Origin of the sequence: Pseudomonas sp. R11F (genome assembly GCF_050312575.1) — a bacterium.
In the GTDB taxonomy this organism is placed as follows: Bacteria; Pseudomonadota; Gammaproteobacteria; order Pseudomonadales; family Pseudomonadaceae; genus Aquipseudomonas; species Aquipseudomonas palleroniana.
On the sequence record NZ_JBNPJU010000039.1, the window covers coordinates 85,158 to 108,555 of the forward strand.

General features: G+C 62.2%; 25 protein-coding genes. 18 read left to right on the top strand and 7 right to left on the bottom strand.

The window, feature by feature from the left end; translation table 11 throughout:
• Window positions 1-8: 8 nt before the first annotated feature.
• The 5 genes from pyrR to gshB form a co-directional block, all read right to left on the bottom strand.
• The gene (gene pyrR, locus ACQRBV_RS11040; protein WP_060753457.1) at window positions 9-515 is read right to left on the bottom strand and encodes a bifunctional pyr operon transcriptional regulator/uracil phosphoribosyltransferase PyrR; all 507 of its coding nucleotides are present in this window, start codon (window positions 513-515) and stop codon (window positions 9-11) included.
• A gap of 72 nt (window positions 516-587) precedes the next feature.
• The gene (ruvX, locus tag ACQRBV_RS11045) at window positions 588-1,025 is read right to left on the bottom strand and encodes a Holliday junction resolvase RuvX (RefSeq protein WP_003195067.1); all 438 of its coding nucleotides are present in this window, start codon (window positions 1,023-1,025) and stop codon (window positions 588-590) included.
• On the bottom strand, window positions 1,025-1,594 hold the full coding sequence (locus tag ACQRBV_RS11050; protein WP_060753456.1) for a YqgE/AlgH family protein: 570 nt from the start codon (window positions 1,592-1,594) through the stop codon (window positions 1,025-1,027). Before ACQRBV_RS11050 ends, ruvX begins: the two co-directional genes overlap by 1 nt.
• A 67-nt stretch (window positions 1,595-1,661) precedes the next feature.
• Entirely contained in the window at window positions 1,662-2,567 is a 906-nt protein-coding gene (locus ACQRBV_RS11055; protein WP_060753455.1) for an energy transducer TonB, read from the bottom strand.
• A gap of 77 nt (window positions 2,568-2,644) precedes the next feature.
• Window positions 2,645-3,598 carry a glutathione synthase gene (gshB, locus tag ACQRBV_RS11060; protein ID WP_104994926.1) on the bottom strand — a complete coding sequence of 318 codons (954 nt, stop codon included), beginning with the start codon at window positions 3,596-3,598 and terminating at the stop codon, window positions 2,645-2,647.
• A 239-nt stretch (window positions 3,599-3,837) separates the two neighbouring features.
• Between gshB and pilG the strand changes: the two genes are divergently transcribed.
• From pilG to ACQRBV_RS11090, 6 genes are all read left to right on the top strand, one after another.
• The gene (pilG, locus tag ACQRBV_RS11065; RefSeq protein WP_060753454.1) at window positions 3,838-4,245 is read left to right on the top strand and encodes a twitching motility response regulator PilG; all 408 of its coding nucleotides are present in this window, start codon (window positions 3,838-3,840) and stop codon (window positions 4,243-4,245) included.
• Between the two features lie 46 nt (window positions 4,246-4,291).
• Window positions 4,292-4,657 carry a twitching motility response regulator PilH gene (gene pilH, locus ACQRBV_RS11070; RefSeq protein ID WP_003234583.1) on the top strand — a complete coding sequence of 122 codons (366 nt, stop codon included), beginning with the start codon at window positions 4,292-4,294 and terminating at the stop codon, window positions 4,655-4,657.
• Window positions 4,658-4,669: 12 nt separating this feature from the next.
• Window positions 4,670-5,194, top strand: a complete 525-nt coding sequence (locus tag ACQRBV_RS11075) for a chemotaxis protein CheW (RefSeq protein ID WP_090368232.1) — start codon at window positions 4,670-4,672, stop codon at window positions 5,192-5,194.
• Window positions 5,191-7,242 (top strand): methyl-accepting chemotaxis protein, encoded by a 2,052-nt coding sequence (locus tag ACQRBV_RS11080; RefSeq protein WP_060753452.1) that lies wholly within the window; start codon window positions 5,191-5,193, stop codon window positions 7,240-7,242. The genes ACQRBV_RS11075 and ACQRBV_RS11080 overlap by 4 nt, the downstream gene beginning before the upstream one ends.
• A 168-nt stretch (window positions 7,243-7,410) precedes the next feature.
• Window positions 7,411-13,215, top strand: a complete 5,805-nt coding sequence (locus ACQRBV_RS11085) for an Hpt domain-containing protein (protein ID WP_244384925.1) — start codon at window positions 7,411-7,413, stop codon at window positions 13,213-13,215.
• The gene (locus tag ACQRBV_RS11090) at window positions 13,208-13,663 is read left to right on the top strand and encodes a chemotaxis protein CheW (protein WP_104994923.1); all 456 of its coding nucleotides are present in this window, start codon (window positions 13,208-13,210) and stop codon (window positions 13,661-13,663) included. Before ACQRBV_RS11085 ends, ACQRBV_RS11090 begins: the two co-directional genes overlap by 8 nt.
• Before the next feature lie 93 nt (window positions 13,664-13,756).
• Here ACQRBV_RS11090 and ACQRBV_RS11095 read toward each other — a convergent pair whose 3' ends face one another.
• The gene (locus tag ACQRBV_RS11095) at window positions 13,757-14,044 is read right to left on the bottom strand and encodes a HigA family addiction module antitoxin (protein ID WP_060753449.1); all 288 of its coding nucleotides are present in this window, start codon (window positions 14,042-14,044) and stop codon (window positions 13,757-13,759) included.
• A 14-nt stretch (window positions 14,045-14,058) separates the two neighbouring features.
• A complete protein-coding gene (locus tag ACQRBV_RS11100; RefSeq protein WP_065938127.1) occupies window positions 14,059-14,337 on the bottom strand; it encodes a type II toxin-antitoxin system RelE/ParE family toxin in 279 nt (92 codons plus the stop codon).
• A gap of 509 nt (window positions 14,338-14,846) precedes the next feature.
• On the opposite strand from ACQRBV_RS11100, the gene ACQRBV_RS11105 reads away from it, so the two are divergent.
• The 12 genes from ACQRBV_RS11105 (at window position 14,847) to mdcH (ending at window position 23,343) form a co-directional block, all read left to right on the top strand.
• A complete protein-coding gene (locus tag ACQRBV_RS11105; RefSeq protein ID WP_411985426.1) occupies window positions 14,847-15,086 on the top strand; it encodes a DUF6124 family protein in 240 nt (79 codons plus the stop codon).
• A gap of 185 nt (window positions 15,087-15,271) precedes the next feature.
• Window positions 15,272-15,502: a polymorphic toxin type 44 domain-containing protein gene (locus tag ACQRBV_RS11110; protein WP_205344390.1), complete on the top strand. Its 231-nt coding sequence runs from the start codon at window positions 15,272-15,274 to the stop codon at window positions 15,500-15,502.
• On the top strand, window positions 15,480-15,899 hold the full coding sequence (locus tag ACQRBV_RS11115; RefSeq protein ID WP_411985427.1) for a hypothetical protein: 420 nt from the start codon (window positions 15,480-15,482) through the stop codon (window positions 15,897-15,899). Before ACQRBV_RS11110 ends, ACQRBV_RS11115 begins: the two co-directional genes overlap by 23 nt.
• Before the next feature lie 350 nt (window positions 15,900-16,249).
• Window positions 16,250-16,879, top strand: a complete 630-nt coding sequence (locus ACQRBV_RS11120; RefSeq protein ID WP_104994920.1) for a nucleotidyltransferase domain-containing protein — start codon at window positions 16,250-16,252, stop codon at window positions 16,877-16,879.
• The gene (locus ACQRBV_RS11125; protein WP_060753444.1) at window positions 16,842-17,276 is read left to right on the top strand and encodes a hypothetical protein; all 435 of its coding nucleotides are present in this window, start codon (window positions 16,842-16,844) and stop codon (window positions 17,274-17,276) included. Before ACQRBV_RS11120 ends, ACQRBV_RS11125 begins: the two co-directional genes overlap by 38 nt.
• 175 nt (window positions 17,277-17,451) lie before the next feature.
• Window positions 17,452-19,122, top strand: a complete 1,671-nt coding sequence (gene mdcA, locus ACQRBV_RS11130) for a malonate decarboxylase subunit alpha (RefSeq protein WP_090368242.1) — start codon at window positions 17,452-17,454, stop codon at window positions 19,120-19,122.
• Complete coding sequence (locus ACQRBV_RS11135; protein WP_198763247.1) at window positions 19,123-19,956, top strand: triphosphoribosyl-dephospho-CoA synthase; 834 nt, start codon at window positions 19,123-19,125, stop codon at window positions 19,954-19,956.
• A complete protein-coding gene (locus ACQRBV_RS11140; RefSeq protein WP_411985428.1) occupies window positions 19,956-20,255 on the top strand; it encodes a malonate decarboxylase subunit delta in 300 nt (99 codons plus the stop codon). The genes ACQRBV_RS11135 and ACQRBV_RS11140 overlap by 1 nt, the downstream gene beginning before the upstream one ends.
• Window positions 20,248-21,090: a biotin-independent malonate decarboxylase subunit beta gene (locus ACQRBV_RS11145; protein WP_060753440.1), complete on the top strand. Its 843-nt coding sequence runs from the start codon at window positions 20,248-20,250 to the stop codon at window positions 21,088-21,090. The genes ACQRBV_RS11140 and ACQRBV_RS11145 overlap by 8 nt, the downstream gene beginning before the upstream one ends.
• Entirely contained in the window at window positions 21,087-21,857 is a 771-nt protein-coding gene (gene mdcE, locus ACQRBV_RS11150) for a biotin-independent malonate decarboxylase subunit gamma (RefSeq protein WP_411985429.1), read from the top strand. Before ACQRBV_RS11145 ends, mdcE begins: the two co-directional genes overlap by 4 nt.
• Window positions 21,851-22,447 (top strand): malonate decarboxylase holo-ACP synthase, encoded by a 597-nt coding sequence (locus tag ACQRBV_RS11155; protein WP_411985430.1) that lies wholly within the window; start codon window positions 21,851-21,853, stop codon window positions 22,445-22,447. Before mdcE ends, ACQRBV_RS11155 begins: the two co-directional genes overlap by 7 nt.
• Complete coding sequence (mdcH, locus tag ACQRBV_RS11160) at window positions 22,444-23,343, top strand: malonate decarboxylase subunit epsilon (RefSeq protein ID WP_411985431.1); 900 nt, start codon at window positions 22,444-22,446, stop codon at window positions 23,341-23,343. The genes ACQRBV_RS11155 and mdcH overlap by 4 nt, the downstream gene beginning before the upstream one ends.
• Window positions 23,344-23,398 lie beyond the last annotated feature (55 nt).

Here is a 23,398-nt window from a genome sequence, read left to right on the forward strand (position 1 = left end):
AAGGCGGTTTAAAGGGCGAGGTCTTGCAGTTCGAGTTCGAGCGGCGTGGGACCGGACAATTTTACCCGCTGGTGGGCCTGCAGCGACAGTGTGGCGCCGACCACATCCGGGCTGATCGGCAATTCGCCAGCATCCAGGTCCAGCAGGCACACCAGTGTCACGCTGGCTGGGCGACCGTAGTCGAACAATTCGTTCATGGCGGCACGGATGGTGCGCCCGCTCATCAGTACGTCGTCGATCAACACCAGGTGCTGGCCTTCAATCTCGAACGGCAGGGCCGAAGGGCGCACTTGCGGGTGCAGGCCGTTCTGGCTGAAGTCGTCGCGGTAGAAGGACACGTCCAGAGTGCCGAGCGGCGACTCGCTGCCCAGCGCTTCCAGCAAGGCTTGGGCCACCCAGACACCGCCGGTGCGGATGCCGATGAAGCGTGGTTCGCTGATGCCGCGGTGTTGCAGATGGGCCGTAAGGCGCGTCGCCATCTGGCTGATCAGGTCGGCGGGATTGGGCAGGCTCATGGGTGCTCCTTCTAGGTCTCGCGCTGGCAAGATCCGGGCTCAAACGTAAAAAGACGCGGCAAGCCGCGTCAGTCAGGATTCAAATAAAGCGGTGTTTTCGTCCAGCCAACCCTGCAGCAGCAGGGCGGCGGCAATAGCGTCCACGGGGTTGTCGCGGTAGCTGCCTTTCTGGCCGCCACGGTCGCGGCGCTCGCCCTTGGCTTCAAAGGTGGTGAGGCGTTCATCATGGGTATAGAAGGGCAGGTTGTAGCGCCCATTGAGACGGCGGGCGAACTTTTCGGCGCGCAGGCACATGTCGCTGGGGGTACCGTCCATGTTCAAGGGCAGGCCGACCACGACGGCGTCGGGTTTCCACTCCTTGATCAGGGCTTCGACCTGGTTCCAGTCCGGCACGCCGTTCTGGGCTTTCAAGGTACACAGCTCGCGGGCCTGGCCGGTAATCACCTGGCCGACCGCTACGCCGATCTGTTTGGTGCCGTAGTCAAAACCAAGGATCAGACGCAAAGCCATCAGGCGTGCCCCGCCTGGCTGGTCAGCAGGTTGAGGTTGACGCGCAGCTTGGCGGCGGCCGCTTCCAGGCGCAGTTCACTGGCGGTGTTGAACAGAATGTCGGCATCGAAGGGGCAGGTCAGCCAGGCGTTACTGGCCAGTTCCGCCTCCAGTTGCCCGGCCTCCCAGCCGGCGTAACCGAGGGTGATCACGCTTTGCTCAGGGCCAACGCCGTCGGCAATGGCGAACAGCACATCCTGGGACGTGGACAACGACACACCTTCCAGGTCGACCGTGGCCTGGAACTTCGGCCCGGTGGGGTGCAGCACAAAACCGCGATCGGTTTGTACCGGCCCGCCGATGTAGATCGGTACGCCCTGGCAGCGGGCCGGTGGGTCAACCTCCGGTCGCAGTTGCTCGAGGATGTCGGCCAGGTTCAGCTCTTGCGGGCGGTTCACCACCAACCCCATGGCACCCTTGGCGGTGTGCTCGACGATATAGGTCAGGGTCTGCGCAAAGTTCGGGTCGGCCATATGGGGCATGGCGATCAGGAATTGGTGCTTGAGGTAGGTCGGGTTGACGTTTTTCATGTCCACTAGTGTGGCGTTGGAGGGGCTAACTGACAAGCTGGGGATGTGCGGCAAATGGCAATTGTCATCAATTGCTGGACAACCGATCACCCCGGGCGAACTTCCAGGTGCGGATGATTTCCAGGCGGTCCACGTCGTTCAAGTCACCGCTGAACGGCGCAAAGGGCGCTGCCAGGCGCACGATGCGCTGGGCGGCCTGGTCGAGCAGGGGCTGGCCGGACGACTCCAGCACTTGCACCTCATAGAGCGTGCCGTCGCGGTTGATCGACACCAGCAAGCGCAGATTGCCGTAGATCTGCTGGCGCCGTGCCTCATCCGGGTAATTGAGGTTGCCGATGCGTTCGACCTTCTTGCGCCACTCGTCCTTATACCAGGCACCCTTGTCGCGCATGGTCGAGGCAGCGTTCAAGCGATAGATGCGTGGGCGCTTGGCATAAAGTTGTTGTTCGTTGGCCAGCTCCGCCTCCAGGCTGGAAATCTGGTCGGAGAGCTGCGAGCTGTCGAAAGTCGGCGCCGGTTTCACCGGCTCGGGTTGCGGCTCGGTCTTGGTCTTCTCGCGCTGGGCCGGGGCTTTTTGCGGTTTGGGTGCGACGGTGGTCACGGCAGGTTTGGGCGTGGCTTGCTTGACCTCGGGCTTGGGCGTCGGCGGTGGGGTAACTTTATTGACCTTGTTGTCCTGGAATGGCGCCACTTCGGTGGTCTTGGGCACCGCTTTCTTGTCCAGGGTGCCGCTGCCTTGCTGGTTTTCCTGTGCCAGAAAGTCTGCTTTCTCGGGCTTTTTCTCGCTCTTGAACGTGGCGAGGGTGATCTCCAGGGTCTTGGTGATCTGCTTGGGTTCGGCGAAAGTGAAACCCAGGCCGAGGAGCAATGCGAGGTGGACCAGTGCCGCGAGGAACAGGGTAAATCCAAGCCGATCAGCCGGGCGCACGCCGCTGTGGGAGAGTTCGGGGGGCAGATTGGACGGGAGGGTCATGGCAAGAAAACCAACATCGCGCGTTTCACAGGTGGCGCATGATAACGCAATGTTGGTTTGTGTCCGGCTGTTCTATGTCACTTGGCTTGTAGCTTGCGCTCAATCGCCGCCATCAGCATTTCGCCGATATTCGTGCCGAAAGCATTGTCGATCTCGCGAATGCAGGTCGGGCTGGTGACGTTGATTTCGGTGAGGTTTTCGCCGATGACGTCCAACCCGACGAACAGCAGGCCCTTTTCACGCAGGGTGGGGCCGACCTGGGCTGCAATCCAGCGATCCTTGTCCGACAGAGGGCGCGCTTCACCGCGACCACCGGCCGCCAGGTTGCCACGCGTCTCGCCCGCCGCCGGGATGCGTGCCAGGCAATAGTCCACCGGTTCGCCGTCGATCATCAGGATGCGTTTGTCGCCGTCCTTGATCGCCGGCAGATAGGCCTGGCCCATGATCTGCTGGGCGCCCAGGGCGGTCAGGGTCTCCAGGATCACCGACAGGTTCGGGTCACCGGCGCGGTGGCGGAAGATCGACGTACCGCCCATGCCGTCCAGCGGCTTGAGGATCACGTCACCGTGCTTGGCGGCAAATTCACGCAATACATCGGCGCGACGGCTGACCACGGTCGGCGGCGTGCACTGTGGGAACAGCGTGGCGAACAGCTTTTCATTGCAGTCACGCAGGCTCTGCGGCTTGTTGACGATCAGTACCCCGGCGCGCTCGGCCTGCTCCAGCAGGTAGGTGGAGTAGACGAATTCCATGTCGAACGGCGGGTCCTTGCGCATCAGGATCACATCCAGATCGCTCAGCGGGCTGTCGATTTCGTCCGCAAGTTCGAACCACTTCTCAGGGTTGGCAAACACCTGCAGCGGGCGCATGCGTGCGCGGGCCTCGCCGTCGCCCTGGTACAGGTCGCGCTGCTCCATATAGAACAACGTCCAACCGCGGGCCTGGGCGGCCAGGAGCATGGCCAGCGAGCTGTCCTTTTTATAGGAAATGCTGGCGATAGGGTCCATGACAATGCCGACGCGAACGCTCATGGGGGATTTCCTCTAGCAAATAAGGGCGCATAAAAGTGGCGTCAGAGTGGCGCTGCGGCTGTTGTGGGTCAAGGAAAAACCACTGGGCGGGCCGCTCGATAGATTGCGCCCTGAGACTGTGCTAAAAAGACTGCCACGGCGCAGCAGCCCTCCAATTCCAAGGCTTCTGGCGTTCATCCTGTGCAACATCAGGCAGTACACACCGAAAACCGATTCGCTGTGGCGATGGTAGAGCAGATATGGAACAGCATTCCCACGCCTTGAGAGTGATGGTGATCGACGATTCGAAAACGATCCGCCGCACCGCCGAGACCCTGTTGAAGAACATGGGGTGCGAGGTCATCACGGCCATCGATGGTTTTGATGCCTTGGCGCGGATCGTGGATCATCACCCGCACATTATCTTCGTCGACATTATGATGCCGCGCCTGGATGGCTATCAGACCTGCGCACTGGTGAAGAACAACCCGGCGTTCAAGTCGATCCCGGTGATCATGCTGTCCTCCAAGGATGGCCTGTTCGACAAGGCCAAGGGGCGTATCGTGGGTGTCGATCAGTTTTTGACCAAGCCTTTCAGCAAGGAAGAGCTGCTGAGCGCGATCAAGGCCTACGTGCCTGCCTTCGCCGCAGTAGAACAAGCACACTGATACCGCCTCACAAGGGCCGGCATCCATCAAAGTAATGGGGAAAACCATGGCACGTGTTCTGATCGTCGACGATTCGCCGACCGAAATGTACAAACTGACCGGCATGCTGGAAAAGCATGGCCACCAGGTACTGAAAGCCGAAAACGGCGCGGACGGCGTGGCCCTGGCCCGCCAGGAAAAACCCGACGCCGTGCTGATGGACATCGTGATGCCGGGTCTCAATGGCTTCCAGGCCACCCGTCAGTTGTCCAAGGAGCCGGAAACCAACGGCATCCCGATCATCATCATCACCACCAAAGACCAGGAAACCGACAAGATCTGGGGCGCACGCCAGGGCGCCAAGGATTACCTGACCAAGCCGGTGGATGAAGACACCCTGATCGCCACCCTGAACAAGGTGTTGGCCGGCTGACGGTTCACCATCATGACCGAGTCGCAAACCGCCTTCGAGTTGCTGCTGGACATCGACCGCCGCTGCCGCCTGCTGGCCGCCGACCTGCCGTCCCAGGAAACCCGCCAGCAGCGCTGGAGCGGGATCGCCTTTCGCGTGGGGCCGAACGGTTATGTGGCGCCCATGGGCGAAGTCGCCGAGGTGCTGCATGAACCGCGTTGCACCTTGATGCCCGGGGTCAAACCCTGGGTCAAGGGCGTGGCCAACCTGCGCGGGCGCCTGCTGCCGGTGATGGATCTGGGTGGGTTCCTCGGCCTTGAGCGGTCACCGGCGCCCAAGCAGCGGCGGGTGCTGGTGGTGGAGTTCAACGACCTGTTCGTCGGTCTGCTGGTGGATGAGGTGGTGGGCATGCAGCATTTCGCGCAAGACGCATTGATGGCGAGCGCCAACCCCGGCGCGCCGTATATTCAAGGCCAGTTCGACGGCGACCCGCCGTGGCAGGTCTTCAGCCCCTTCGCTTTGGCCCAGGCCCCAGGTTTCATGGATGTTGCCGCATGACCACCGCTACCACGTCCAAACCCGAGGCTGGGTCGCGCAGCCGTTCGCAGATCATCGTGCTGTTTATCGCGTTGATCGTGTTCATCATGCTGCTGTTTGCCAACTTTGCGTACCTCAACACCCAGTCCACCTACGACAAGCAGTACATCGGCCACGCCGGTGAATTGCGCGTGCTGTCGCAGCGTATTGCCAAGAACGCCACCGAAGCCGCCGCCGGCAAGGCCGCGGCGTTCAAGTTGCTGGGCGATGCGCGCAATGACTTTGCCCAGCGTTGGGGTTACCTGAAAAAAGGCGACCCGCAAACCGGCCTGCCGGCGGCGCCCCACGCCGTGCGCGCCGAAATGCGTGCGGTGCAGACCGACTGGGAAGCGCTGCTGAAAAACACCGACGCGATCCTTGCCAGCGAACAGACCGTGCTGTCCCTGCACCAAGTGGCTGCGACACTGGCCGAGACGGTGCCGCAGTTGCAGATGGAGTCGGAAAAAGTCGTCGACATCCTGCTACAACGCGGTGCCCCGGCCAGCCAGGTGGTATTGGCCCAGCGCCAATCGCTGTTGGCCGAACGTATCCTCGGCGCGGTGAATACCGTGCTGGCCGGCGACGACACCTCGGTACAGGCCGCCGATGCCTTTGGCCGCGATGCCAACCGTTTCGGCGAAGTGCTCAATGGCATGCTCCAGGGCAACCCAGGGTTGCGCATCAGCCAGGTCGAGGACCACGACGCCCGGGCGCGGTTGGCGGAAATTGCCGAGCTGTTCGAGTTCGTCTCCGGTTCCGTGGATGAGATCCTTGAAACCTCGCCGCAACTGTTCCAGGTACGGGCCTCGGCGAGCAATATCTTCAACCTTTCGCAAACCCTGCTCGATGAAGCCTCGCACCTGGCCACCGGCTTTGAAAATCTCGCCGGCGGGCGCAGCCTCGACACCATTGGCGGCTACGTGCTGGGCCTGCTGGCGCTGACCTCGATCATCCTGATCGGCTTGGTGATGGTGCGCGAAACCAACCGGCAGCTGCATGAAACCGCCGAAAAGAACGAGCGCAACCAGAACGCGATCATGCGTCTGCTCGATGAGATCGAAGATTTGGCCGACGGCGACCTGACCGTCACGGCCTCGGTGACTGAAGATTTCACCGGCACCATTGCCGACTCCATCAACTATTCCGTGGACCAATTGCGCGACCTGGTCGCCACCATCAACCTCACGGCCGGGCAAGTGGCCGGTGCGGTGCAGGACACCCAGGCCACCGCCATGCACCTGGCCCAGGCTTCGGAGCACCAGGCCCAGCAGATCGCCGAGGCCTCCACCGCAATCAAGCAAATGGCCCAGTCCATCGATCAGGTGTCGGCCAACGCCGCCGAATCCTCGGCGGTGGCCGAGCGCTCGGTGGAGATTGCCAACAAGGGCAACGAGGTGGTGCACAACACCATCCACGGCATGGACAACATCCGCGAACAGATCCAGGACACCGCCAAGCGCATCAAGCGCCTGGGTGAGTCGTCCCAGGAAATTGGCGATATTGTCAGCCTGATCGACGACATCGCCGACCAGACCAACATCCTCGCCCTCAACGCCGCGATCCAGGCGAGCATGGCCGGGGATGCCGGACGCGGGTTTGCGGTGGTGGCCGATGAAGTACAACGGCTGGCCGAGCGTTCGTCGGCCGCGACGCGGCAAATCGAGACCCTGGTGCGCGCGATCCAGGCCGACACCAACGAAGCCGTGATCTCCATGGAACAGACCACCACCGAAGTGGTACGTGGCGCGCGACTGGCCCAGGACGCCGGCGTCGCGCTGGAAGAGATCGAGGGCGTATCGAAAACCCTGGCGGCGCTGATCCAGAGCATCTCCAACGCGGCGCAACAGCAGACGTCGTCGGCGGGGCAGATTTCCCTGACCATGAACGTGATCCAGCAGATCACCACCCAGACGTCGTCGGGTTCCACCGCCACCGCTGAAAGCATTGGCAACCTGGCGAAAATGGCCAGCCAGTTGCGCAGGTCGGTATCCGGGTTCACCTTGCCGGCGGCCAAGCAAACCGATGATTGAAACGCGATGCAACTGTGGGAGGGGGCTTGCTCCCGATGGCGGTGCATCAGTCACCTGAGCCATTGGCTGAACCACCGTCATCGGGAGCAAGCCCCCTCCCACAGTTGGCCGCCGCAGGCCACAGGTTTCAAGAACACCAGCCACTCATGAATTCTAAGCGGAGCAGTTATGGTTGATCGGCACGACTACGTGGCCCTCGAATGGGTCAAGGGCGACATTGCCGAAACCCTGAAACAGGCTCGTTCGGCGCTGGACACATTTGTCGAGACCGGCGACAGCGAAGCCATTGACGAGTGCCTGGCCGGCATCCACCAAGTGCAGGGTGCGCTGCAAATGGTCGAATTCTACGGTGCCGCCTTGCTCGCCGAAGAACTCGAAGAGCTGGCCCTGGCGTTCCAGGCCGGGCGTGTCGGCCAGCGCGATGAAAGCATCCGCCTGCTGCAACAGGCCCTCGGCCAATTGCCGCTGTATCTGGACCGCGTCCACAGTGCCCGGCGTGACCTGCCGCTGGTGGTACTGCCGCTGCTCAACGACCTGCGCAGCGCGCGCGGTGAAAGCCTGCTGTCGGAAACCAGCCTGTTCAGTCCGCAACTGCTGACGATTGCGCCGTTGAGCGATGAGGTCCTGGCGCAACGTGCGCCGCCTGAACTGCATGAGCAACTGCGCCAGTGGCACCAACTGCTGCAACAAGCCTTGGCCGGCCTGCTGCGTGAAGATCACGGCCCCAGTAACCTGGTGGACATGGCGCGGGTCTTTGCGCGCCTCGAAGCGTTGTGCCAAGGCGCGCCGTTGTTGCCGTTGTGGCAGGTCACCTCGGCGCTGGTCGAAGGCATGCTCACCGGGGTAATCGCCAACAGCCCGGCTTTGCGCAGCCTGCTCAAGGCCAGCGACAAACAACTCAAGCGCCTGCTGGCCCAGGGGATCGGCGGGATCAACCAGCCGGCACCGGATGAATTGCTCAGGAGCCTGCTGTTCTACGTGGCCAAGGTCACTCGGCCGACGCCGCGCATGCAAAGCCTCAAGGAGCGCTACGGCCTGGACGAAGCCTTGCCCGACAGTGCCGTGGTTGATGCCGAGCGTGCGCGCCTGGCCGGGCCGGATCGCGACGGCATGGGTTCGGTACTCGGCGCTTTGTGTGAAGAGCTGGTGCGGGTCAAGGAGCGCCTGGATCTGTTCGTGCGCAGCGACCGGCAACACACCAGCGACCTTGATGCGTTGCTGGCACCGCTGCGCCAGATAGCCGATACCCTGGCGGTACTGGGGTTCGGCCAGCCGCGAAAGGTGATCATCGATCAATTGGCCGTGGTCCTCAGCCTTGTCCAGGGGCAGCGCGAGCCCAACGATGCGGTGCTGATGGACGTCGCCGGTGCCTTGCTGTACGTCGAGGCCACCCTGGCGGGCATGGTCGGCACCGTGGAGCCGCAAAGCCGTGAAGAAAGCCGTCTGCCCACGACCGACCTGACCCAGATTCACCAACTGGTGATCCGCGAATCCTGCCAATGCCTGCGGCAAGCGCAGGAGCTGGTCATCGACTGCATCGAAGCGGACTGGGACCGCCAGCGCCTGGAGTCGCTGCCGCAGCTGTTGAGCCAGGTGCGCGGTGCGCTGGCGATGATTCCCCTGCCACGGGCGGCCAGCCTGATGCGGGGTTGCTCGGATTACGTCGACGAACAGTTGATGCTCAGCGACAGCCCTCCTGCCGAGGTGCAATTGGGGCACTTTGCCGAGGTGGTCAGCAGCCTGGAATACTACCTGGAGCGCATGCTCCAGGACCCTGACGCTTCGGGTGAGCGGGTGCTTGAGCTGGCGACCCAGGGGCTGGCCGCGCTGGGCTACCTGCCTGCCGAAAAGCCCTGGCGTCAGGCGCTGGTCGCGCCCGATGGGGCGCTGTCGGCCGAGATCATCCCCAGCCAGTCCCAGTTCGATGCGTTGGCCAGCCCGGCCTCGCGCTTGAACCCGCCGGCCCTGCACCGCCCCGGCAGCTTGCTGCCGCCACCGGCCGACGAAGAACCGATTGACGATGAGCTGCGCGAGGTCTTCCTCGAAGAAGTCGACGAAGTGCTCGAGGTGTTGCACCGCTACCTGCCGGACAGCGCCGACAAAACCGCCCAGGGCGAAATGCGCCGGGCGTTCCACACCCTCAAGGGCAGCGGTCGCATGGTGCGCGCGCTGGTCCTGGCCGAGCTGGCCTGGGCGGTGGAAAACCTGCTCAATCGGGTCCTGGAGCGCAGCGTGACCCTTGGCCTTGAAGTGCAACAGGTGCTGGATGAAGCGGTGGCCCTGTTGCCGACACTGGTCGCCGACTTCGCCAACGACGAGCAGCGCCAGCGCGATGAAGTCGATGCCCTGGCGGCCCGCGCCCATGCCTTGGCCAGCGGCGCCGAACCGCATGACCCGCTGTTGCTGGAGATCTTCCGCAACGAAGCCCAGAGCCATCTCGAGAGCCTCAACCAGTTCCTGCAACAGGCCGCCGAACACGTGCCGCTGCAAGTCAGCGACGAGCTGCAACGCGCCCTGCATACGCTCAAGGGCAGTGCCTATATGGCCGGTGTGCTACCCATCGCCGAACTGGCGCGCCCCCTTGACCACCTGACCCGTGAATACAAAGCCCACCGCCTGCCGCTGGACCTGGACGAAGTGGAGTTGCTGCTGGAGGCCGAAGGCTTGTTCCAGCGTGGGCTGCGTGATTTGGACAGCGACCCCCTGGCGCCGATAAAAGGCGCGCAAGACCTGATCAGCCGTACCCAAGGCCTGCTCGATCAACAACTGCAAGCGTTGCTCGACGCACCCAATACTGGCCTGCGTACCAAGCGCGACCCGCAATTGATCACCAACTTCCTGGCCCAGGGCATGGATATCCTGCTCGACGCAGAAAGCCTGTTACGGCGCTGGCAGCAGCACCCTGGCGAGCGCCAGGAACTGACGGCGCTGCTGGACGAATTGACCACCCTGGGCGAGGGCGCACACGACGCAGACCTGCACAGCATCGACGCACTCTGCGAAGCCTTGCTCGACCTGTATGGCGCCGTGGAAGAGAGCAGCCTGGCGGTCAGCGAACGGTTTTTCCAGGAGGCCGAACAGGCCCATGAAGCGCTGATCAACATGCTCGACCAACTGGCCGCCGGCCAGGAAATCAGCCCGGCACCGGCGCGGGTCGAAGCCTTGCGCGAGCTGCTGGATGAAGCCCTCGACCCCTCCGCCACCGGCCTGATCAAACGTGACGGCAGCCGCGCTCCGAGCATTACCGAACTGGGCGCCGCGACTGCAAGGCTCGACCACGACACGGCCATGGACGATGAACTGGTCGAGATCTTCCTGGAAGAAGCGGTCGACATCCTCGACAGCGCCGGGCAATCGCTCAAGCGTTGGTTGCTGGAGCCCGACAGTGCCGCGCCGTTGTCGTCATTGCAACGCGATCTGCACACCCTCAAGGGCGGTGCGCGCATGGCCGAAATAGGGCCGATCGGCGACCTGGCCCATGAGCTGGAGGGCCTTTATGAGGGCCTGGTGGACCGCCGCTACAGTTATTCCACCGAGCTGTCCCAGGTGCTGATGGCCTGCCACGAGCGGCTGGCCTTGCAACTCGAAGAACTGCAACACCACCAACCCTTGAGCGACAGCGGCGAGCTGGTCGCCAGGGTGCGCGCATTGCGCCAGGGCAGCACTGCGCCCGCTGCCGCCACGGCAGCGCCCACCCAGGGCGCCGACCCTGAGCTGCTGGATATCTTCCTCGAAGAAGCCGCCGATATTCTCGACAGCTCCGGCAGTGCGCTGGCGCGTTGGCAGGCTGAGCCGAGTAATCGTCAGGAGGTGGAAACCCTGCTGCGTGACCTGCACACCCTCAAGGGCGGTGCACGCATGGTCGAAATCGCGCCGATTGGCGACTTGGCGCATGAACTGGAATTTCTCTGCGAGGGGTTATCCGCCGGCCAGCTGGCGCCTTCCGCCGAACTGTTCGCGTTACTGCAAGGCTGTCATGACCGCCTGGCGCAGATGATCGACGCCGTGGCACAGGGGTTGCCGGTAGGCTCGGTGGACAAGCTCATCGGGCGCATCAAAAGCCTGGTACAGGCCGGCGACGAGCCGCCGGTACCGGTCGCCTTGCCCGGCGGCAAGACCGAGGCTGCGGTCGACCCTGCGGCGGATATGGTGAAAATCTCCGCCGACCTGCTGGACGACCTGGTTAACCTGGCCGGCGAAACTTCGATCCTGCAGGGGCGCATCGAGCAGCAAGTCAACGACGCACGCGTTGCCCTCAATGAGGTGGAGACCACGATCGAGCGCATGCGCGACCAGTTGCGTCGCCTCGAGACTGAAACCCAGGGCCGCATCCTCAGCCATCAGCAGGCCGAGGCCGAGCGCCTGGGCTATGAGGAGTTCGACCCGCTGGAAATGGACCGCCATTCGCAGCTGCAACAATTGTCGCGAGCGCTGTCGGAATCGGCGTTCGACCTGTTGGACCTCAAGGAAACCCTCGACCGCCGCAATCAGGACGCCCACAACCTGTTGCAACAACAAGCCCGCATCAACACCGAGTTGCAGGAAGGCTTGATGCGCACGCGCATGGTGCCGTTTGAACGGATGCTGCCGCGCCTCAAGCGTATCGTGCGGCAGGTGGCGGAGGAGTTGGGCAAGGACGTGGAGTTCGTGGTCGGCAATGCCGAGGGCGAAATGGACCGCAACGTGCTGGAGCGCATGGTGGCGCCGCTGGAACACATGTTGCGCAACGCCGTCGACCATGGCCTGGAGTCGCGCGAGGTACGGCTGTTGGCCGGCAAGCCGGAGAAGGGCCGCATCACCTTGGACCTGACCCACGAAGGCGGTGATATTGTCTTCGACATGCGCGACGACGGCGCCGGCGTACCCTTGGACGCGGTGCGGCGCAAGGCGATCAAGCGCGGCCTGCTGGCTCCTCAGCAGGAGATGAGCGACCGCGATGTGTTGCAGTTCATTTTGCAGCCAGGCTTTTCCACTGCGGAAAAAATCACGCAGATTTCCGGGCGAGGCGTCGGCATGGACGTGGTGCATGAAGAAGTGCGCCAACTGGGCGGCTCGATGGTGATCGACTCGACACCGGGCATGGGCGTGCACTTCCGTATTCGCCTGCCGTTTACCGTCTCGGTCAACCGTGCGCTGATGGTGCAATGCGCCGACGATCAATACGCGATCCCGCTCAACACCATTGAGGGGTTGGTGCGTGTGCTGCCCCATGAACTGGCGGGGCACTATCAGCAAGACCCACCGAGTTATGAATACGCCGGCCAGCGCTACGAATTGTTTTACCTTGGCGATCTGTTGCATACCGGCGCCCGCCCGAAATTGCTCGGCCAGTACCAGCCGGTGCCGGTGCTGCTGGTGCAATGCAATGAACGTCACGTGGCGGTACACGTGGACGCCATGGCCGGTACGCGAGAGATCGTGGTGAAAGCCCTGGGGCCACAGTTTGCCGGCGTGCAGGGTTTGTCCGGCGCGACGATCCTGGGTGACGGACGCGTGGTGCTGATCATCGACTTGCTCGCCCATATCCGCGCCCGGCAACCGGCCTTGCCGGCCCAGGTGGTCGATGCGCCGCTGGTGCTCAACGACCCGCTGAAAAAGCGCCCGCTGCTGGTGCTGGTGGTGGACGACTCGGTCACTGTGCGCAAAGTCACCAGCCGCCTGCTGGAGCGCAACGGCATGAACGTCCTCACTGCCAAGGACGGCATCGATGCCATTGCCGTGCTTGAAGAACACACGCCGGACCTGATGCTGCTCGACATTGAAATGCCGCGCATGGATGGTTTCGAAGTGGCGATGCAGGTGCGCAACGACCCGCGCCTGATGCGCCTGCCGATCATCATGATCACCTCGCGTACCGGCCAGAAACACCGCGATCGCGCCATGGCCATTGGTGTCAACGACTACCTCGGCAAGCCGTATCAAGAGTCGGTGCTGCTGGAAAGCATCGCCTATTGGAGCAAGTCCCATGCTTGACCACCGTGCCAGCCTAGTCACCGGCCTGCTGCTACCTCTGGCTGACCGCCACCTGGTGTTGCCCAACGTCGCCGTGGCCGAACTCATCGACTTCCAACGCGGCGAACCGGCCAGCGATGCACCCCCTTGGTATTTGCGGCAAGTCACCTGGCGTGATCGGCAGTTGCCGCTGATCAGTTTTGAAGCGGTGTGCGGTGAAGCCATCGTCACAAGCGAACGCTCGCGGATCGTCGTGCTGAATACGCTGGGTGGGCGGCCGACATTGAAGTTCATTGCGATGGTGATCCAGGGGATTCCCCGCTCGTACAAGCTCGACAGCCAGTTGAGCTATGTGGACGTCCCCCTGTGCCCCCTGGAGTTGGCGGCGGTGCAGGTGGGGGAGCATGTGGCGAAGGTGCCGGACTTGATGGGGCTGGAAGCGCTGCTGGTCGAGTCCGGCCTGGCCTGAATTGCTCTGTTTTCAGGCCTTGTACGAATCAACGTGTGGGGGGAGCCCACGTCGCGGGCCGGTTGATCTGCTGCGTCTGTACGTTCGTGTTTGCTACTCAGGCCGCACAAACCGCTCAATCACCGGCTGCTCCCGATGTTCGGCCTGCCACAGGTCGTAGGCACTTTGCATCGACAACCATAACTGGGCAGTACTTACGCCGGCCCGTTCCAGCCGAACGGCAAGGTCCGGGCTGACCGGGGCGCGGCCATGCAAGATCCTTGAAAAGGTTTCTCGCGCGAAGCCGAGGCGCCGCGCCATTTCCGTGATAGTGATACCCAGCGAGGGAACCACATCCTCAAGCAGAATTTCACCTGGGTGAGGTGGGTTGTGCATACCCATATCGATACCTCCACTCAGTGGTAGTCAAGATAATCGACCAATTCGACCTGGTCGTCGAACATCCGAAAAATGATGCGCCAGTTACCACTTATGCTGACGGACCAGTAGTCGATCAGGTCGCCCTTCAAACGATGGAAGCGCCAGCCAGGCAGGTCCAGCGCATCAGGGTGCTCGGCTTTGTCCAGAATGAGCAGAACACGGCGCAAGCGCTTTGCATGGTTTGCGTTGATGCCTCTGGTTGAACCGGTCTCATAGAAGGCCCTAAGGCCCTTATGTTTCCAGCTGACGATCATGGCGTAATTGTGATGTGATGCATCACGCCCTGCAATGACCTTGCATCGAATTTAACAGTCGGATTCATGATGCCTGCCCGTGGCACGATTCGGATGGAAAAGGCTAGAGAGGCGAGTTCCGAGCAACAACCTGAAAAGCCTGTCGGAGCATTCTTTGCTGCCTGTAGGGGTAATGAGGGGAGGCGGTTGCTCAGGATTTTTCCTGCAAGATTTTGGGCCGTGCATGAACTTGTCGCGTGCAGTCGGCGCGCCTAGTCTTCGTCCCGTCATCGCAAAAAACGGTGACACGGACGTGCAAGTCCGGTTACATGTCGGCGCACCAGCGCCCATAGCCATTCAGTGGGCGTTTTTATGTCTGCTGTACTTGTTATGGCGGCTGTGCGTGGGAGATTCTTCGGGATCTGCCGGGGTCCGATATGCCCGGTCTTGCACACCTGCGCACGGCTGCCACCTTAATTCGCGTGCAAGCGGAAGAGGGCAGTTTCCATCCCATATCGGAGCTGCGAATCATGATCAAACCTACGCCTCACCCACCAATCTTCACCGTAAACCTTCATCAAAACACCGAAACCCTGCTGGTCAACGCCAGCGAAACCCTGTCCTCCCTCAATGCTCTCACCTGCAATCTGGCTTTTGACCTGGACACGTCCCAGCGCGCCGTTATGCTCGGGATCCAGCAAATGGTGGAGTTGGGGCAGTTGTTGGTGGATCGTGCGCGGGAGCAAGTCAGCCCGTCGCCGGAAGTGTGAAGCGGTCCCCTGCGGGACTGCTTCCTGACAAACACCACTGAGCGAGTGTGGGAGGGGGCTTGCTCCCGATAGCGGTGGGTCAGCCAAGGATGTATCGACAGGTAGCAAGCCATCGGGAGCAAGCCCCCTCCCACACACAAATATGTTCGCTTCCAGACCTAGGCATGCCATAGGTCATAGGCACTTTGCATCGACAGCCAAAGGCGTTCGGCAACTTCAACTATGGGGTTACCGGCACGGTGCTGGGCATTCCGGAAGGCGTGCTGTTGCGAGCGGCCGGTGCTGCGCAGAAGGCGGCAGGGACGTCCCGGGCGGAGTTTGGAGACTGGTGGGGAGACGCGCCGTACGGCGATGATCAGATTGACCAGCACTGGATCAAGGAGGGTATCGAATATGCGAAAAGCCAAGGATATTAAATGGCCGGCTCAAGGCCTGCTCAACGGGCTGCTGGCGATGTGTCTCGGGTACCTGGCGATCAGTTGGTTGATGAGCCCCGGTACGCCTCAGTTGGATGAGGTAGTACTCAAGTATTCCCTGGGTAACGGCACCTCTATCTGCGGCGCCAGGGATGGTCAGGGTGGCGCGACGGTGGGTTTTTCCTACAGGTACTACGTGCATAAGGATCTGGGAAATGATCAGGAACTACTCAAGACATTGGTCTCGGCACATCCCTTTCTGAAAACCCAGGAGCCCACTGTGCAAGTCAGTGGGCATGAAGGCGTGCTTCGCTTGGATGTTCGGGGGCGAGTGTATGAGTACAGCAGCTACGTTCTTGAAAGCCTTGGAGGAGTCAAGGTGGTGATGGCGTTGTGATTGACCGATGCTGCGCGTTGGGCCTGCAACATTCAATGTAGTGAGCGGGCTTGCCCCGCGCTGGGTGGCGCAGCCGCCCCAAACCCAGGCGCCTCGGTCTATCTGAAACACCCCAGCGTCCCTGTTGGGGCGGCTTCGCCACCCAGCGCGGGACAAGCCCGCTCACTACAGGAAGTGTTTTTGCCTTGAGCACGTGGGCGCACCAGCGTCTATAGCCATTCAGTGGGCGTTTTTTATGTCTGCTGTACTTGTGATTGCGGCTGTGCGCGGGAGATCCCTTGTGCTTTAAAACTTGATCGTTCCCAAAATGGGACCTATCGTTCCCTTTTTGGGACTCTTTGGCCGCCGTCATGCATACCTTGCCGCTCAGCACTGTGCTCTTTACCGTCACTCAGCAAAAAGTGCTTGGCCTGCTTTACGGCAAGCCCGATCAAAGTTTCTTTACCAATGAAATCGCACGCTGGGCCCAAGTGGGCAAGGGCAGTCTCACCCGTGAGCTGGAGCGTTTGCAGTTGGCAGGTATCTTGAACATGACACGCCAGGGCAATCAGACCCACTACCAAGCCAACCCCCAATGTCCGATTTACTCGGAGTTGTTGGCCATCGTGCGCAAGACCTTGAGCCTGGACGAGCCATTGCGCAATGCACTGACACCGTTTGCCGAACAGATAACCTGGGCCTTTATCTACGGTTCCATCGCCAAGGGCGAGGCGCACTCATCCAGTGACATAGATCTCATGTTGGTTGGCGAAAGCCTCAACTACAGTGAAGTCATGGAGCAGTTGATGCCGCTGGAAGAACAGCTGGGCCGCACCATCAACCCGACGCTTTACACCCCTGAAGACTGGATAGGCAAATGGCATGCAGGGAACAGTTTTGTACGGCGGGTCATGCAGCAGGACAAGATCAACCTGATTGGGGACAACCCCCTGGAACCCACGGATGGACAACAAGGCAAACCTGGAGAACCTGCAACGTAGTGGTGGCTTAAAGGCTGAACCGCCGGATCGCAAGGAGTGCGATGGGTTGATGCGTTCAGCCAGGGATCGGTTGAAGGACGCTGGTAATCCACAGTTATCGTTCGCCAGTCGTTTCGATCTGGCCTATAACGCCGCTCATGCTCTCGCTCTCACGGCGCTACGCCTGCAAGGGTATCGCTCTGAGAAACGCTATCTGGTCTTTCAATGCCTGATTCATACCTGCGACGTGAGTAAGGTGGCGGTGAGGTTGCTGGCGCTATGTCATGAGCGTCGTAACCTGGCGGAGTACGAAGGTTATATGGATGAAGACGATTCGCTGTTAGCCCAGTTGATTGACAACGCGAGGACATTGCTGAGTAGCGTGGAGTATCTGTTGGCGAGCTATCAGTGGGAATGACTTGATCAAATGTGGGAGTACTTGAAAACCGCCAACCCTCCCATAGAACGTGAATGCCTGTGTTCATTCGGGTTATCGTTAACCCAAGCGTAACAGTCCAACGACCAGCTTGATTGATACCCCCCAGTTTCACTCCTAAGGTACAGCCCACGACAGCAATCCTCGTGGAGCGACCATGACAACAACAATCACCCCCGACTCGCGCTGGACGCGGCGGCGCGACGAGAAGCAGCGGCGCCTCGGGTTGGTCCGGCAATACGCAGACGGGGCCGTGCTGGCCAGTGACAAAATCGTCGAGGCCCTTGAAGCCCTGATCCTCCCCGGCGACCGTGTCGTGCTGGAAGGCAACAACCAGAAGCAGGCCGATTTTCTCTCGCGCTCCCTGGCCAAGGCCGACCCAGCCAAGCTCCACGATTTGCACATGATCATGCCCAGTGTCGGCCGTTCCGAGCACCTGGACCTGTTTGAAAAAGGCATCGCCCGTAAGCTGGATTTCTCTTTCGCCGGCACCCAATCCCTGCGCATCAGCCAGTTGCTGGAAGATGGCCTGCTGGAAATCGGCGCGATTCACACCTACATCGAACTCTATGCGCGACTGGTGGTGGACCTGATCCCTAACGTGGTGCTCTCCGCCGGTTTCATGGCTGACCGCGCCGGCAACATCTACACCGGCGCCAGTACCGAAGACACCCCGGCTTTGATCGAGCCCGCTGCGTTCAGCGATGGCATCGTCATCGTGCAGGTCAATCAGTTGGTGGACGACGTTACTGACTTGCCCCGCGTCGATATCCCGGCGAGCTGGGTGGATTTTGTGGTGGTGGCCGACAAGCCGTTCTACATCGAACCGCTGTTTACCCGCGACCCGCGCCACATCAAGCCGGTGCATGTGCTGATGGCGATGATGGCGATCCGCGGCATCTACGAAAAACACAACGTGCAGTCGCTCAACCACGGCATCGGTTTCAACACCGCCGCGATTGAATTGATTCTGCCCACCTATGGCGAATCCCTCGGTCTCAAAGGCAAGATCTGCCGTAACTGGACCCTGAACCCACACCCAACCCTGATCCCGGCCATCGAAAGCGGCTGGGTGCAGAGCGTGCATTGTTTCGGCACCGAGCTGGGCATGGAAAACTATATCGCCGCACGGCCCGATGTATTTTTCACCGGCCGTGATGGCTCGATGCGCTCCAACCGGATGTTCTGCCAACTCGCCGGCCAATACGCGGTGGACCTGTTTATCGGCGCCACCCTGCAAGTGGACGGCGATGGGCATTCCTCCACCGTCACCCGTGGCCGCCTCGCCGGTTTCGGTGGCGCGCCGAACATGGGCCACGACCCGCGCGGCCGCCGGCATGGCACACCGGCCTGGCTGGATATGCGCCACGACGATGCGCCGGAAGCCTTGCTTGAACGCGGCAAAAAACTCGTGGTGCAAATGGTCGAGACCTTCCAGGAAGGCGGCAAACCCACCTTCGTCGACACGCTGGATGCGGTGGAAGTCGCCCGTAAAAGCGGTATGCCGCTGGCACCGATCATGATCTACGGCGATGACGTCACCCACCTGCTCACCGAAGAAGGCATTGCCTACTTGTACAAGGCGCGCTCGCTGGAAGAGCGCCAAGCGATGATCGCCGCCGTTGCAGGCGTAACGGCCATCGGCATGCGCCATAACCCCAAGGACACCGCACGCATGCGTCGTGAAGGTTTGATCGCCTTGCCCGAAGACCTCGGCATCCGCCGTACCGACGCCACCCGCGAGCTGTTGGCCGCCAAGAGCGTGGCCGACCTGGTGGAGTGGTCCGGTGGTTTGTACAACCCGCCCGCCAAGTTCAGGAGCTGGTAAATGCGCGCCCTCAAACTGCATGAACTCAGCCTTGCCGATCGGCTGGCCGACCTGGCCGTCGATGCGCTGATCGATGAGGCCGACCTGTCGCCCAAACCCGCCTTGGTGGACCGTCGCGGCAACGGCGCCCACAGCGATCTGCACCTGGGCCTGATGCACGCCTCGGCGTTGTCGTTGTGGCCGATGTTCAAGGCCATGGCCGAGGCGGCGATCGAGTTCGGTGAAATCGGCCTGCCCCTGCGCGAAGCCCTCGGGCGGCTGGGGCGCGAAGGTGAGCAAGCAATGCTGATCACCACTCAAGGCGTGAACACTCATCGTGGGGCGATCTGGGCGCTCGGTCTGCTCACCGCCGCCGCCGCGTTGCAACCTCGCGCTGTCACGCTGACTGCCGCCAGGCTGGCCCTGCTCAATGACCGCTATGCGCCGCAGCCCTTGAGCCACGGCGCACAAGTTGCGCAACGCTACGGCGCGCGTGGTGCTCGCGAGGAAGCCCAGCTCGGCTTCCCTTCGGTGATGCAACGCGGCTTGCCGCAACTGCGTACAAGCCGCCTGCAAAACGTCGGTGAGCAGAACGCTCGGCTGGACGCGCTGTTGGCGATCATGACCGAGCTGGCCGACACCTGCGTGCTCTACCGTGCCGGCCCTGAAGGGATCAGCGCCATGCAGCAGGGTGCCCAAGCCGTGTTGGAGGCCGGCGGCAGCGCAACCCTCGCCGGACGTCGCCGACTGCACGAGTTGGACCTGCAACTGCTGGCCCTGAATGCCTCCCCCGGCGGCGCTGCCGACCTGTTGGCCGCCTGCCTGTTTATCGACCGCCTCGACGGAGCGTTGTGATGGAAACCTTATCCTTTGAATTCCCCGCCGGGGTGCCGCCCAAAGGCCGTGCATTGGTGGGATGTGTCGGTTCGGGAGACCTGGAAGTGCTGCTGGAGCCAGGCACGGCGGGCACGCTGACGATCCAGGTGCAAACCTCGGTGAATGGCGCTGAACAACGTTGGCGTAACCTGTTTGAGCGGATTTTCCAGGAGCAGACGCCACCGGCGTTGCGCATTGATATTCACGATTTCGGCGCGACGCCCGGCGTGGTGCGGCTGCGTCTGGAGCAGGGTTTCGAGGAGGTCGGTCATGACTGACTTGCTCGCTAAACACAGCTTCGTTGAATTGGGCGCTCGTCAGCGGGCCAAGGCATTGCTGGACGCCGGCTCCCTGCGCGAACTGATCGATCCGTTCCAGCGTGTGATGTCGCCCTGGCTCAGTCGCCAGGGCGTGGTACCCCAGGCCGACGATGGCGTGGTGATCGCCAAGGGCAGCATGGCCGGGTTGCCGGTAGTGATCGCGGCCATCGAAGGGAATTTCCAGGGCGGCAGCCTCGGTGAAGTCGGTGGCGCAAAAATCGCTGGCGCCTTGGAGCTGGCGGCCGAAGACAACCGCAACGGTGTGCCCACGCGTGCCGTGCTGTTGCTGGAAACCGGTGGCGTGCGCTTGCAGGAAGCCAACCTGGGCCTGGCCGCGATTGCCGATATCCACGCGGCGATTGTCGACCTGCGCCAATACCAGCCCGTGGTCGGCGTGGTGGCCGGCAGTGTCGGTTGCTTTGGCGGCATGTCCATCGCGGCTGGGCTGTGCAGCTACCTCGTTGTCACCCGTGAAGCCCGCCTGGGCCTGAACGGCCCGCAAGTGATCGAGCAGGAAGCGGGCCTGGATGAGTATGACTCCCGTGACCGGCCTTTCATCTGGAGCCTCACCGGAGGGGAGCAACGCTTTAACAGTGGCCTGGCCGACCGCTATGTCGCGGACGATGCCGTGCAGATCCAGCAGACCGTCACCGCGCTGCTGCAACAAGGTTTACCCGCTCAACAACGCAGCCGTCAGGCCGAGTACTACTTGGCGCGCCTGGCCGAACTGGACGCCACGCCGCAGATCGATCCGGCGACGGTGCGCAAGCTGTATCAAGGAGAACGCCCATGAGAGGCTTGCAGTGGTTCAACGCATTGAGCGCCGGGGCGACGCCTGTTGAAGGCTTGCCGGCTTCATTGAGGGTCGCCGACGCTGCCTCGGGCGGGCAAGCCGTGCGCTTTATCGCCGTGGTCACCGACCCACAAAACCGCTTTGCCCGTGCCCGCAATGGGGAAGTCGGCTTGCTCGAAGGCTGGGGCCTGGCCAAGGCGGTGGATGACGCCATCGCCCGTGGCGACCGGCGTCCGATCATTGCCATCGTCGATGTGCCCAGCCAAGCCTACGGGCGTCGCGAAGAAGCCCTCGGTATTCATCAGGCCCTGGCCGCCGCCGCCGACAGTTACGCCCGCGCTCGCTTGGCCGGGCACCCGGTGATTGCGCTCTTGGTGGGCAAGGCCATGTCGGGTGCGTTTCTCGCCCACGGCTACCAGGCCAATCGCTTGATCGCCCTGCGCGACCCGGGTGTGATGGTGCATGCCATGGGCAAAGCTTCTGCCGCGCGGGTGACCCTGCGCAGCGTCGAAGAGTTGGAAGCCCTGGCGGCCAGCGTGCCGCCCATGGCCTACGACATCGACAGTTATGCCAGCCTCGGTTTGCTCTGGGAGACGCTGTCGGTCAGCCAGATCGAACAGCCTACGGCGGATGACGTGGCGCGGGTCAGCGACTGCCTGGTGCACGCGATCAAGGATATCGCCAGCACCGATTTGAGCGGACGCCTGGGCGCCTCCAATCGCGCCGCCTCCAGCCACGTACGCCAACTGCTGCGGGAGCAATGGTGAACGCGCACGATTTGCTCTGGGGCATGACCCCGGCGCAACTGCCTGCTGATGCACCGGCCTGGGCGCTGGAGGCGATCAGCGCCGGCCACCCGGTGGTGGTGCGTCGCGCCATCGCCGAGCCTGGCTTTGTTGCGGTCGGTGTGCGTGGGCGTTTGCGCGAGCAACGTTTTGCCACGGCCATGCCCCTGCACTCGGTGCAGCGCAGCGTGACGCCGCAAGCCCTGCGTGAGCGGCGCTCGTCGCGGGAGGTGCCTGCGTTGCGCGCGCTTGATCAGGTGCGTCCGTTGCTTGCGTCTTTGGACTGGGGCGTCAGCGGCAGCGCCGGCTTTGAGTTGGCCAGCGGCATCGAAGCGCTGCATGCCCACAGCGATCTGGATTTGATTCTGTGTACACCTGAACCGCTTGATCGGCATGCCGCGCGGGACCTGCTGGCGTTGTTGGACACGGCCGTGTGTGCGGTGGACCTGCAACTGCAAACGCCCTTCGGCGCGGTCGCTTTACGCGAATGGGCTGGCCCATCACGCCGAGTGCTGTTGAAAACCGTCAGCGGCGCGCACCTCGTATTCAACCCCTGGCAGGCCGTGGCATGAGCAGCCTGCTGGTGTTTCCGGGGCAGGGCGCGCAACGGCCGGGCATGCTCCAGCCATTGTCTTCCGCTGTGCTGGATGAAGCCAGCGATACCTTGGGCGAGGACGTTCGCCAACTCGATTGCGCCCAAGCCCTTGAGTCGACGCGCGCCGTGCAATTGTGCCTGTTGATCAGCGGGGTGGCCCATGCCCGCCAGCTGCAATACACACCGGATTACGTGGCGGGCCTCTCCATCGGTGCTTATCCGGCCGCGGTGATCGCCGGTGCCCTGGATTTTGCCGACGCGGTCAGACTGGTCAGCCTGCGCGGCGAACTGATGCAGCAGGCTTATCCACAAGGGTATGGCATGACGGCGATCATCGGTGCTCAGCTAGCCACCGTCGAAGCCTTACTGGCCGCTATCCACAGCCCGCAAACCCCGGTGTACCTGGCCAATATCAACGCCGACAACCAGGTCGTCATTGCCGGCAGCAACGCGGCGATGGCGCTTGTCGCCGAGCGCATCAAAGGCAACGGCATTGCCAAGCGCCTGGCAGTGAGCGTGCCGTCCCACTGCGCGCTGCTGGAGCAACCCGCCCAGGTGTTGGCACAAGCCTTCGTTGCACTCAAGGCGCCGCGCATCACCTACCTGAGCAGCACGCGTGCCCGACCTATCCACAACCCCGAGCAACTGCGCGATGACCTGGCGTTCAACATGTGCCGCATCGTCGACTGGCGCGGCACTGTGCAAAGCGCCTACGAGCGCGGCGTGCGCCTGCAAATCGAATTGCCGCCGGGCTCCGTGCTGACCGGCCTGTCACGCCGGGTGTTCGAGCAAGGCACGGTGATCGCCTATGAAGGCGCGCGCCTGGACACCTTGCAGGCCCTGCTGCAAGAGGAGGAACGCCGCCACCGATAAAGCCCCACCCAAGGCATTCGAAGTACAAAAACAACAATTTCGATCGAGCACTTTG

Coding starts and splice junctions, on each gene's coding strand:
- pyrR (WP_060753457.1), bottom strand. CDS start 515: ATGAGCCTGCCCAATCCCGCCGACCTGATCAGCCAGATGGCGACGCGC.
- gshB (WP_104994926.1), bottom strand. CDS start 3,598: ATGAGCGTTCGCGTCGGCATTGTCATGGACCCTATCGCCAGCATTTCC.
- ACQRBV_RS11055 (WP_060753455.1), bottom strand. CDS start 2,567: ATGACCCTCCCGTCCAATCTGCCCCCCGAACTCTCCCACAGCGGCGTG.
- ACQRBV_RS11085 (WP_244384925.1), top strand. CDS start 7,411: ATGGTTGATCGGCACGACTACGTGGCCCTCGAATGGGTCAAGGGCGAC.
- ACQRBV_RS11090 (WP_104994923.1), top strand. CDS start 13,208: ATGCTTGACCACCGTGCCAGCCTAGTCACCGGCCTGCTGCTACCTCTG.
- ACQRBV_RS11080 (WP_060753452.1), top strand. CDS start 5,191: ATGACCACCGCTACCACGTCCAAACCCGAGGCTGGGTCGCGCAGCCGT.
- ACQRBV_RS11115 (WP_411985427.1), top strand. CDS start 15,480: ATGCGAAAAGCCAAGGATATTAAATGGCCGGCTCAAGGCCTGCTCAAC.
- ACQRBV_RS11100 (WP_065938127.1), bottom strand. CDS start 14,337: ATGATCGTCAGCTGGAAACATAAGGGCCTTAGGGCCTTCTATGAGACC.
- ACQRBV_RS11125 (WP_060753444.1), top strand. CDS start 16,842: ATGGACAACAAGGCAAACCTGGAGAACCTGCAACGTAGTGGTGGCTTA.
- mdcH (WP_411985431.1), top strand. CDS start 22,444: ATGAGCAGCCTGCTGGTGTTTCCGGGGCAGGGCGCGCAACGGCCGGGC.
- ACQRBV_RS11095 (WP_060753449.1), bottom strand. CDS start 14,044: ATGGGTATGCACAACCCACCTCACCCAGGTGAAATTCTGCTTGAGGAT.
- ACQRBV_RS11050 (WP_060753456.1), bottom strand. CDS start 1,594: ATGAAAAACGTCAACCCGACCTACCTCAAGCACCAATTCCTGATCGCC.
- ACQRBV_RS11120 (WP_104994920.1), top strand. CDS start 16,250: ATGCATACCTTGCCGCTCAGCACTGTGCTCTTTACCGTCACTCAGCAA.
- ACQRBV_RS11145 (WP_060753440.1), top strand. CDS start 20,248: ATGACTGACTTGCTCGCTAAACACAGCTTCGTTGAATTGGGCGCTCGT.
- mdcE (WP_411985429.1), top strand. CDS start 21,087: ATGAGAGGCTTGCAGTGGTTCAACGCATTGAGCGCCGGGGCGACGCCT.
- pilG (WP_060753454.1), top strand. CDS start 3,838: ATGGAACAGCATTCCCACGCCTTGAGAGTGATGGTGATCGACGATTCG.
- ACQRBV_RS11140 (WP_411985428.1), top strand. CDS start 19,956: ATGGAAACCTTATCCTTTGAATTCCCCGCCGGGGTGCCGCCCAAAGGC.
- ACQRBV_RS11155 (WP_411985430.1), top strand. CDS start 21,851: ATGGTGAACGCGCACGATTTGCTCTGGGGCATGACCCCGGCGCAACTG.
- ACQRBV_RS11075 (WP_090368232.1), top strand. CDS start 4,670: ATGACCGAGTCGCAAACCGCCTTCGAGTTGCTGCTGGACATCGACCGC.
- mdcA (WP_090368242.1), top strand. CDS start 17,452: ATGACAACAACAATCACCCCCGACTCGCGCTGGACGCGGCGGCGCGAC.
- ACQRBV_RS11135 (WP_198763247.1), top strand. CDS start 19,123: ATGCGCGCCCTCAAACTGCATGAACTCAGCCTTGCCGATCGGCTGGCC.
- ACQRBV_RS11105 (WP_411985426.1), top strand. CDS start 14,847: ATGATCAAACCTACGCCTCACCCACCAATCTTCACCGTAAACCTTCAT.
- pilH (WP_003234583.1), top strand. CDS start 4,292: ATGGCACGTGTTCTGATCGTCGACGATTCGCCGACCGAAATGTACAAA.
- ruvX (WP_003195067.1), bottom strand. CDS start 1,025: ATGGCTTTGCGTCTGATCCTTGGTTTTGACTACGGCACCAAACAGATC.